This window comes from Caldimonas taiwanensis NBRC 104434 (assembly GCF_001592165.1).
Taxonomy (GTDB): Bacteria; Pseudomonadota; Gammaproteobacteria; order Burkholderiales; family Burkholderiaceae_C; genus Caldimonas; species Caldimonas manganoxidans.
Genome location: NZ_BCWK01000035.1, coordinates 1 through 8617 on the forward strand (window position 1 = coordinate 1; position 8617 = coordinate 8617).

At 64.1% G+C, this 8617-nt stretch carries 11 protein-coding genes; 9 read left to right on the forward strand and 2 right to left on the reverse strand.

What is annotated here, in order from left to right:
* The first annotated feature begins 235 nt into the window (after positions 1-235).
* On the forward strand, positions 236-721 hold the full coding sequence (locus tag CTA01S_RS15450; protein WP_062196764.1) for a DUF3489 domain-containing protein: 486 nt from the start codon (positions 236-238) through the stop codon (positions 719-721).
* A gap of 369 nt (positions 722-1090) precedes the next feature.
* Here CTA01S_RS15450 and CTA01S_RS15455 read toward each other — a convergent pair whose 3' ends face one another.
* Both CTA01S_RS15455 and CTA01S_RS15460 read right to left on the reverse strand, forming a co-directional pair.
* Positions 1091-1420, reverse strand: a complete 330-nt coding sequence (locus tag CTA01S_RS15455) for a type II toxin-antitoxin system RelE/ParE family toxin (RefSeq protein ID WP_062196765.1) — start codon at positions 1418-1420, stop codon at positions 1091-1093.
* Positions 1417-1668 (reverse strand): type II toxin-antitoxin system ParD family antitoxin, encoded by a 252-nt coding sequence (locus tag CTA01S_RS15460; protein ID WP_062196766.1) that lies wholly within the window; start codon positions 1666-1668, stop codon positions 1417-1419. Before CTA01S_RS15460 ends, CTA01S_RS15455 begins: the two co-directional genes overlap by 4 nt.
* Before the next feature lie 69 nt (positions 1669-1737).
* Here CTA01S_RS15460 and CTA01S_RS15465 point away from each other — a divergent pair, with 69 nt between their 5' ends.
* From CTA01S_RS15465 to CTA01S_RS15500, 8 genes are all read left to right on the forward strand, one after another.
* Positions 1738-2352, forward strand: coding sequence for a hypothetical protein (locus tag CTA01S_RS15465; protein ID WP_062196767.1), 615 nt, complete (start codon positions 1738-1740; stop codon positions 2350-2352).
* Positions 2353-2453: 101 nt separating this feature from the next.
* Complete coding sequence (locus tag CTA01S_RS15470; RefSeq protein ID WP_062196768.1) at positions 2454-2732, forward strand: hypothetical protein; 279 nt, start codon at positions 2454-2456, stop codon at positions 2730-2732.
* Positions 2732-4540 (forward strand): AICE element replication initiation protein, encoded by a 1809-nt coding sequence (locus CTA01S_RS15475; RefSeq protein ID WP_232301098.1) that lies wholly within the window; start codon positions 2732-2734, stop codon positions 4538-4540. The genes CTA01S_RS15470 and CTA01S_RS15475 overlap by 1 nt, the downstream gene beginning before the upstream one ends.
* Before the next feature lie 322 nt (positions 4541-4862).
* Complete coding sequence (locus CTA01S_RS15480; RefSeq protein ID WP_062196770.1) at positions 4863-5708, forward strand: hypothetical protein; 846 nt, start codon at positions 4863-4865, stop codon at positions 5706-5708.
* A gap of 169 nt (positions 5709-5877) precedes the next feature.
* Positions 5878-6306, forward strand: a complete 429-nt coding sequence (locus CTA01S_RS15485; RefSeq protein ID WP_062196771.1) for a hypothetical protein — start codon at positions 5878-5880, stop codon at positions 6304-6306.
* A 61-nt stretch (positions 6307-6367) separates the two neighbouring features.
* Positions 6368-6829, forward strand: coding sequence for a DUF2924 domain-containing protein (locus tag CTA01S_RS15490; protein WP_062196774.1), 462 nt, complete (start codon positions 6368-6370; stop codon positions 6827-6829).
* Positions 6826-8166, forward strand: a complete 1341-nt coding sequence (locus tag CTA01S_RS15495) for a recombinase family protein (protein ID WP_062196772.1) — start codon at positions 6826-6828, stop codon at positions 8164-8166. The genes CTA01S_RS15490 and CTA01S_RS15495 overlap by 4 nt, the downstream gene beginning before the upstream one ends.
* The gene (locus tag CTA01S_RS15500; protein WP_062196773.1) at positions 8163-8615 is read left to right on the forward strand and encodes a hypothetical protein; all 453 of its coding nucleotides are present in this window, start codon (positions 8163-8165) and stop codon (positions 8613-8615) included. Before CTA01S_RS15495 ends, CTA01S_RS15500 begins: the two co-directional genes overlap by 4 nt.
* Positions 8616-8617: the final 2 nt, after the last annotated feature.

Consider the following 8617-nt stretch of genomic DNA (forward strand, 5'->3'; position numbering starts at 1 on the left):
CCATGTAGGCAAATCCGCAATGGGCTCGCCCCGCCACCAGGGGTTGAACTGGGCAAGGACGGCGACGAGCTCTTCTTTTGAGACCCTCATGGCAGAAATTCGACTTGGTTTGTGATTTTAGTTAAAGTGTAGTTTACTTTTTTACACTTCACAAGAATAATTATCCGCCACACGGGCACTTGGCTTCCCGTCCTCACAGCGCGTCAATCGGATCGTCGCATGGACCGGATATGCCATGGACACCCTGCCCAAGCTCACCCCGACCCAGACCCTGCTGCTGCGCGCCGCCGCCCGCCGTGCCGATGGGCGCGTGATCCCGCCTGAGACCCTGCGCGGCAGCGCGCGAGCCAAGGTGCTGACCGCACTGCTGCGGCGTGGCTGGATCGAGCCTGCCGACGACGGCCACGTGCTGACCGACGCGGGCTATGCGGCCATCGGGCTGCAAAGGACCGCACAGCCGGATGAAGTCCAGCCCGTGGACAACACCGACGACCTCCAACGTCTGGAGGGCATCCCGGTGCGCCCGGGCACCAAGATCGCCGCACTGGTGTTGGCGCTGCGTCGCCCGCAAGGGGCGACCAACCTGCAGCTGATGCTGACGACCGGCTGGCAGCCTCACACTGTGCGCGGGGTCATCTCCGGGATGCTGCGCAAGAGGCTGGGCCTGAACGTGGTGCTGGCGCGCAACGCCGCCGGCGAGCGCGTGTACCGCATCGACTGACGGCCAGCGGCGCCGCAAGGGGTCGGAGTTCAGATCCGACCCTTGGGGTACGCACGAGCTGCGTACCCTGGCCGTCCTTCCCTGTCGCTGGCCGTGTCGGCGGCGTCGGCCTGCAAACCGCAAACCTTGTTTTCTGGTCGGACGATGGCGCTATGCTGCTCTCGTGCCCCCGCATTGGCATATCGCCAGGAAGGCCCCCTTTTGCCTGGGGCATATGCGCGTGCGACGAACCCAACAATCGGCGGCGACCATCACCATCGTCACCACCATCACAGTCGATGGTCCGGTGTGACAGTGGTGATGGTTGTGACGGTCGCCGCTTATTGTTGACGCCGGCGAACACGCAGATATGCCCCGGCGATCTGACCGTCACACGCCGTCGGACTCCTGCATCCACGCCGGGATGTCCCGCTGGCCGTGCAGCACGCGCCAGACATCGATGTGGTCCGGGCGCTCAACGTAAAACACGAGGTACGGGTAGCGTGTCAGCGGCCAAGTGCGCAGGCCTGGCAGGTTGAGTTCGTGGGCGTAACGCGGCGAGCCGGTGGCCGGATGGCGGGTGATGTGGGTGTAGGCCCGCTCCAGCGCATCGATGAAGCCGAGCGCCACAGCCTCAGTCGCTTCGTTCATATAGTAGGCGACGGCATCGTCGACATCCCGGTTGGCCTGCTCACGCGGGATGACTGGCTTGGCCTTCACGCCTTGGCCGCGGGTTTGGCTGCCTTGCGCACCCGATCCCTCAAGCCTTCGAAATAGCGAGCATCGGCAGGTGCCGCCGGGGCCGAGGCGGCTCCAGCCAACAGCAGGTTGCGCAGTTGCTGGCGGTCCTGATCCTGGCGGATCAACTCGCGCACATACTCGCTACTCGTGCCGTAGCCGCGCTGCCTGACCTGCTCGTCCACAAAGGACTTCAGGGCCTCAGGGAGAGAGATGTTCATCGTGCTCATGGCGCAAGTGTGGGTTCTTTGGCAAAATTTGGCAAGATCCGTACTCCACCCTACCCAAAGAAGGCGTCCATGCCCAACCCGAACAACTGTCTGCGCTACTGGGACCTGGCCGACCATATCCAGCTCAACGACGCCATCGCACTCTGGTGCGGCGTGGAGCCTGCCGAGCTGGCCAAGCTGAATTTCGAGACCCAATGCATGAGTGCCAAGCGCGCCGCACTGGTCACCGCCTTGCGCGATGGGCGGCTGGAATACGAAGACCTGGGCATCGTCACCAGCCAGGGCAAAGTGTTCAAGGGCGCCCCCGTCGACGAACTCCTTGAGAAGGATCGCCTCGTCATCAACAAGGCCAGCCTGCGCCGGTGGTTCGAGCAACTCCCCTTCGATGATCGTCCGCCGTTCCTGTTCGACGAAGCGCGGCAAGCAGTCATGCCCGACGGCAGCAATGTTGCCGAGATGAACAGCCTCAAGGCCATCGCGCTGATGGCGCACCTGCTGGCCAAGTCCGCCACCAAATACCGGGTCGGCAACCGCCCGAACGCATCGGCCATCAGCGAGGCCGTCATCCAGGCGGCCGAAGAACTGATGCCCAGCGACACGCGCGGCCTGCTGTCCTTCAACAAGAAGCTGGGCGAGGCGCTCAGGCTGTTCGGGCCGGAGATCAATCGTCACCGGACTCGATGATGGATTTTTGAAGTTCAAAAAACCTTTTTGAACTTCCTGTTCGCCAAGTTCGAGGCGAACCACCATGGCGGCATTCCAAATGAACCCGAAGGAATGCCACCATGCCCAAACGGGCCCGAACATCACACACTGCCAGCACCGCTGATCTGCGTGCGGAATTCTGGCAAGCGCCCGTCGAGGCCTTGCTCGACCGTAAAACAGCGGCCGCCGGGATGGGCTACACCGTCGGCTGGCTGGAGTGGACTGCCACGCACGGCGGCGGCCCCATCCTCACCAAGATCGGACGCACCGTCCGCTACCGCAAAGCCGATGTGCTGGCTTGGCTGGAAGCCAACAGCCGCCGCATTGAGCGCACCGCCGAACTCACGGATCGGGGGTGATGGTGAGCGCGCCCATCCCATCCCCGCACGCAGTGGTAGACAACGACCGTCACCACCATCACGACCATCACACGGTCGCGGTGGATGCGGCGATCACTCCTGCAGCAACCCCTGACAGCGATCCCGTTGGCGTGATCGAGGCGGCGCTGGTCCGTCTGGTCGATGACGTGGGCGTGCTGGCCGAGGATGACGTGGTGCGTGCCTTCTCGATTTTGAAGGCCACCGATCTGCCGACCTACTTGCGCCTGCGAAACGCGGCCAAGAAGGCCAACCGCGATTGCTCGGTGACGGTGCTCGACAAACTGGTGCGCGCCGAACTGTCCGGCAGCGACGACGACGCCAGCGCGCTGGATGAACTGGTCGCCTTGGCTCGGGCGCAGTGCCAGTTGCACCACGACGCGGACCGCAATGCAGTCGCCGTGATCCCGATGCCCAGTCGGCGCGAAGTCTGGCGGGTGTACTCCTCCGGCTTCGAGGGCTGGCTGCGCGCAGCGTACTGGCGTGCCAAGGAAATGGGCGTGCCGGAAACCATGATGAAGTCGGCGCTGGCCACACTCGCCGCCGCAGGCATCAACGATGGTGACGAGATCGAAGTCCACGTCCGTGCCGCCCGTTGTGACGATGGCTACCTGATCGATCTGGCCGATGAGCAGTGGCAAGCCATCCACGTCACCCCCCAAGGTTGGCGCGTGGTCAACGAGTCGCCGGCTTACTTTACCCGCACACCGTCGATGCGCCCGCTGCCGATGCCTGCGGCACACGGTGATATCGGCCTGCTCTGGCAGCACGTCAACATCCCGGCCAACCGGCGCGTGATGGTGCTGACCTGGCTGCTGGACTGCTTTCGTCCGGATACGCCCTTCCCGGTACTGGAGCTCGTTGGCGAGCAAGGCTCGGCCAAGTCCACCACGCAATCGGTGCTGCGCAGCCTGATCGATCCCAACAAGGTGATGCTGCGCGGGCGGCCCAAGACGGTGGAGGACGTGTTCGTCGCCGCTGCCAACAATTGGCTGGTCAGCTACGAGAACCTCTCGGGCCTGACGCCTGAGCAACAGGATGCGTTCTGCACCTTGAGTACGGGTGGCGGCTTTGCCTCGCGCCAGCTCTACACCAATGGCGAAGAGTACGTCATGGAAACCAAGCGGCCGGTGGTGCTCAACGGCATCGCCGTGGTCGCCACGCGCCCGGACCTGATCGACCGGGTGATCCACATCGATCTGCCCACCATCCCGGCCGACGCCCGACGTGACGATGCCGATACGCACGCAGGCTGGGCGCGTGATCAACCCACGGTGTTCGCCGGACTGCTCGATCTGTTCTCAGCAGCGCTGGCCATTCTGCCCACGGTCAAGCTGACCCAGAAACAGCGCATGGCCGATTTCGAACGCTTGGGCGAGGCCGTGGCGCGCGCCTTGGGCTTTGCCCCCGGTGAATTCCAGCAGCAGTACGCCGAGCTCGTGCGCGCGGGCATCGACCGTGCCTTGGAGAGCAACGCCGTTGCCCAAGCCCTGGATAAGTTTCTTGCGGATCGCATTCTGCCCATCAATTGGCAGGGCACCGCCGGTCAGCTCTACGACCTGCTCAACACCCACAGCATTCCTGACCGAAGCAGTTGGCCTCGTTCACCCAAGGGCCTGTCGGATCAGTTGCGCCGCATCGCCCCGGCCTATCGCGCCAAAGGCATCGACATCACCCATCTCGGGCACAGCCGCGAGGGTGCGCTGTGGCGCATCACCCCCATCCGTTCTTCAACCGCCACGCCACCCGGCATCGAGGGTGGCATTCGTTATGGAGCGCATCGTGAATAGAGAACCCTCGCCCAACCTGCATCCGATCTGGTTCCGCCATTTCGGTTTCCAACCGCAGGCAACTCGCCAGCCACGGCCATCTGCTGCCATGCCGTCAGGACAGGTATCCCGTCCTGCCACGGCAAAGCCTCCCACATCCCGGCAGCTCGGCGAATGGGAACCGACCTGTGCCTACCGCCCGCCCTACGGCACACCGGTCGGCATCCGTCGCCGGCTTGGCCCGCATACCTGGGAAAGCACCGTGGTGCTGCCCGGTGATTCCCGTTACCCGTGGCCTGACCACACCCCCGATTCCACCCACTGACTCAAGGAGAGCACAACGATGAAACTGAATCCGTTCAGCAAGAAGTCCGCCCCCTACCTCGACAAAGTGAAAGCTGAGCACGACGCGCTCAACCAGGAGCTTGCCACCCTCAAGGCCGAATTGGCCAAGGCGCAAGCCGAGCTCGCTGAGGAACGCGAGAAGCAAAACCGGCTGCGCGATGCCGCTGGCTCGATGTCGATGAACACGCCACCGGCAGCCAAAGCCCACTGGCCCATCCTGCGCGAGGCGAACCAGCGGATGGAAAGGCTCAAGTCGAAGGTGTCCACCCTGGAGCGTCAACTGCGCCCACTGCAGGAGATTCTGGCCACCCCTGAGCGCTTCGCAGTGGCCCGCAAACAACTGGACGATCTGATCGCGCAACGCAAGGCGCTCACCGCTGAGGCCCAGACGGTTGATGGCCAACTCACCAAGATCGCCAAGCGACTTGCAGACCTCGAAGCGCGCATTGCCGTCGAGACGAAGTCGGCATCCCAGGCGCTGCTGAACACCGAAGCGGAATTCGTGGTGCCTGAAACCTTGACCAAGCTGGAGGTGGAGTTGCGCATCGCCCGCGCATCGCAGGCCGAGCTTGAGCGCCAGCGTGATGCGATTCAAGGTCAATTGGCAGGACTGCCCGATGCCGTGCGCAAGGCGCGGGACCACTTCATCCACTGCCGTGCGGCAATGGCCGAGATCGAGCTAAACGAACAATTGATGCCGGTCATGAACGCACTGGCTCGCGCCTCGGTGGCCCGGCGCGAGATCGACTATCACCACGACGAAAGTCGCTTCCCGGTTGAGATTCCACGCGATTTGATCGAAGCAGCCACCGATGCCCTGGCGGCAGAAATGCCAGCGACTTGATCGTCACGCGAGCGGCCCACAAGCGAATTGGGTCCTTCCTCGCCAAAACGTCATGCGGGGGGAGCGCGCGCGCTGCCCCGCTACCGACAGGCCCCAAAACGGGGTTACCAGTTACCACCCCGGTTACCGCCCGGCGATGCCCCGGGTTACCAGCGTTCAAGGAAACGAAATGACCACCACGATCATCAACAACGACACCATCCCCGGCCAGCGACTGGCCCATTACGACCCTGAAGTCGCCCGGCGCGTGCAGGGTTGGCTCGATAGTGGGAAGCCGCTGGTCTGGATTCCGATCCTGAGCCAAGAGAACTTTCCCGACACGCCGCCCGAAATCTTGCACTGGCTCGACTCACAGCAAGCGGCCCTTCACGTGCCCATCAACGACCCCGCTGACCTGTTGCGGATGCCGCAAGGGGTAACGGGTTGGCTGATGCCCGCCGACGCAGTGGACACGGACGTCGCCTGCGGCGTATGGGGCGGCGAGGTCTACATCCTGGGCGTCACCGACCGGCGCAGCGGACGGGCGCAAACCCTGCTGGGCGAGCGTAGCGACACCGCGACAAACCGCTGCGATGACGCAGACCAGAGCGCGGTTTGACTTGGCTTGTGCCCACCACAGCGCGTTCATGGACCTGTCTCAACCGCAGGAGCAACTCGAAATGACGGACACCACCCACGCCAGCATTGCGGCCCAGTTGGCCGCACTGCCCTCTTTGCCCATGGCCGAGCTCTGGGTGCTGTGGGATCAGCACTTCCCCCGGCGGCCCAGCCACCGCAACCGCAGCTATGTGGAATCGCGTCTGGCCTATCGCATCCAGGAACGCGCTTATGGGGCCCTGCCCACCAACATCCGCAAGATGCTGGTCGAAGCCGGTGCCAAGCACTCCAAGATCAAAACCCGTATCGGCCGCAGCGCCCAGACCCTGTTGATGCCCGGCACCACACTGATCCGGGAGTGGGACGAGCGCGAATACCGCGTGACGGTCACACCCGACGGCCTTTACGAACTGAACGGGCAGGTGTTCAAGAGCCTGTCGGCGGCGGCGCGCCACATCACCGGCACGCGCTGGAACGGTCCGAAGTTCTTTGGTCTGCGGGGTGGCAAAGAGGTTGCTGAGTGAACGCACCCCTGCTGGTACCGCCGAAACGCTGCGCCGTGTACTGCCGCGTCTCCAGCGATGAACGGCTGGACCAGTCCTTCAACTCCATCGACGCCCAGAAGGAAGCCGGCCATGCCTTCATCGCCAGCCAGAGAAGCGAAGGCTGGATCCCCGTCGCCGACGACTACGACGATCCGGGCTACTCCGGCGGCAACACCGAGCGCCCGGCCTTGAAGCGGTTGATGGCCGACATCCAGCGCGGGGCCATCGACATCGTCGTGGTCTACAAGATCGACCGTCTGACACGCAGCCTGTCGGACTTCTCCAAAATTGTCGAGGTGTTCGAGCGGCACGGCGTCTCGTTCGTGTCGGTCACGCAGCAGTTCAACACCACCACCTCGATGGGGCGGCTCACGCTCAACATCCTGCTGTCTTTTGCCCAGTTCGAGCGCGAGGTCACTGGCGAGCGCATCCGCGACAAGATCGCCGCCAGCAAAGCCAAGGGGATGTGGATGGGCGGGCCGGTGCCACTGGGATATGACGTACGCGACCGGATGCTGGTGGTCAATCAGACCGAGGCCGCCCTGGTGCGGCGCATCTTTGACGACTTCGTGACCCTGCGCTCGGCCACGCTGATGGCCAAGGTCTACAGCGCGGAAGGCGTGGTCACCAAGGGCGGCAAGCCGTTCACCAAGCAGTCCATCTACAAGGTGCTGCACAACCGGATGTATCTGGGCGAGATCGTCCACAAGGGCCAGAGCTTCCCCGGCCAGCATCGGCCAATCGTCACACAAGCCCAGTGGGATGCGGTGCACGCGCTGATCGCCACCGATGGCATCAAGCGGCGGCGCGCCACGATCGACCGGCAACGTGAACCGGTCCTGCTGCGCGGCCTGCTGTTCACGCCCGACGGCGAGCGGCTGGTGCCCAGCTCTACGGTGAAAAAGGGCAAGACCTACCGCTACTACAGTCCGATCAAGCGCCGACGCTTCGGGGCATGGGCCAGTCAGCGCGGTCCGCTGCCAGCCGCGCCCATCGAGGAACTGGTCACGCAGCAAATCGTGGCGGCGCTATCAGCACCACACATCGTGCAATCGGTGTGGGAGCGAATGCAGCAGATCCGGCCGGACCTGACCGAGCCGCAGGTCGTGCTGCCGATGCGCAACCTCGCCAGCCTGTGGCGGGAGTTGTTCCCGGCGGAGCGGTGCCGATTGGCGCAGTTGCTGATCGAGCGGGTGGTGATCGCCGACGGCGGGCTGGAGATCATCTGGCGCGATCAGGGTTGGCAGGATCTGCTCGGGGAGCTGCTGCCCGACACCATCGGTGGGGAATTGCAAGAACTGGAGGAAACGGTATGAAGCCGAAAGTGCAGACCTTGGGCAGCCCCGTCGCCTGCGAACGCCGGGAGGGCGGACGGGTCAAACTCTCCACATTCATTCCGCTGAAGATCCGGAAACGCGGTGCCAGCAAAGTAGTGGTGCGCCCTGACGGCCAGCTCGACGCGCCGGGCAAGGCGGTCGCCCAGATCGACAAGCCCTTGCTGGTGGCGTTGACGCGAGCCTTCTACTGGCAGCAGCTGCTGGACGACGGCGTGGTTGGCAGCGGCAGCGAAATCGCCCAACGCGAAGGCCTGCACCACTCGACGGTCAACGAGTTGCTGCGCCTGACCCTGCTGGATCCCGCCATCATCCAGAGCATCCTGGCCGGGCGGCAGCCCCGGTGTATGAGCCTGCTGTGGTTCCAGCGCAATCCGCTGCCGAGCGACTGGGTGGCGCAGCGGGAGGTGGTGGCCGCGTTCGATGCCTGACC